The sequence below is a fragment of the Pseudomonas sp. c313 genome (assembly GCF_055407145.1).
Genome location: NZ_JBUZRD010000046.1, coordinates 1 through 932, shown reverse-complemented (window position 1 = coordinate 932; position 932 = coordinate 1). Strand labels below are relative to the sequence as shown.

Sequence of the window (932 nt, the reverse complement as noted above, 5' to 3'; positions counted from 1 at the left end):
GTTATGCGACCCTGGCCGCCGTGGTACTGGAGAGCACTGCAACCGTGATTGATGAGCTGGTGGATCTGCACGACCGCATCCTGGTCAAGCTGTTCAGCGGCGCGAAACACAAGCATCAGCAGCAGTTCCAGAAGCAGGGCAAGGCGATCAATGACAAAGTGCGCCTGTACTCCAAGATCGGCCAGGCGCTGCTGGAAGCAAAGGAAAGCGGCAGCGATCCCTACGCCGCCATCGAGGCGGTGATTCCCTGGGACGAGTTCACCGAGAGCGTCAGTGAGGCCGAGCTGCTGGCCCGGCCGGAGGGCTTCGACCACCTGCACCTGGTCGGCGAGAACTTCGCCACCCTGCGCCGCTACACGCCGGCCCTGCTGGAGGTACTGGAGCTGCGCGCCGCCCCGGCCGCGCAAGGCGTGCTGGCAGCCGTGCAGACCCTGCGCGAGATGAACGCCGACAACCTGCGCAAGGTGCCGGCCGATGCCCCCACTGCCTTCATCAAGCCGCGCTGGAAGCCGCTGGTGATCACCCCGGAAGGCCTCGACCGGCGCTTCTACGAAATCTGCGCGCTGTCCGAGCTGAAGAACGCCCTGCGCTCCGGCGACATCTGGGTCAAGGGCTCGCGGCAGTTCCGCGACTTCGACGACTACCTGTTGCCGGCCGAGAAGTTCGCCGCGCTCAAGCGGGAACAGGCCCTGCCGCTGGCGATCAACCCGAACAGCGACCAGTACCTGGAAGAGCGCTTGCAGCTGCTGGACGAGCAGTTGGCCACTGTCGCCCGCCTGGCCAAGGACAACGAGCTGCCCGATGCCATCCTCACCGAGTCCGGCCTGAAAATCACCCCGCTGGATGCGGCGGTGCCGGATCGGGCGCAGGCGCTGATCGACCAGACCAGTCAGTTACTGCCGCGCATCAAGATCACCGAACTGCTGATGGAC

Annotated in this window: 1 pseudogene; it reads left to right on the top strand. The window is 65.3% G+C overall.

The window, feature by feature from the left end:
• Positions 1-932, top strand: a pseudogene (locus ACZRKZ_RS27745) (Tn3 family transposase); the annotation flags it as partial.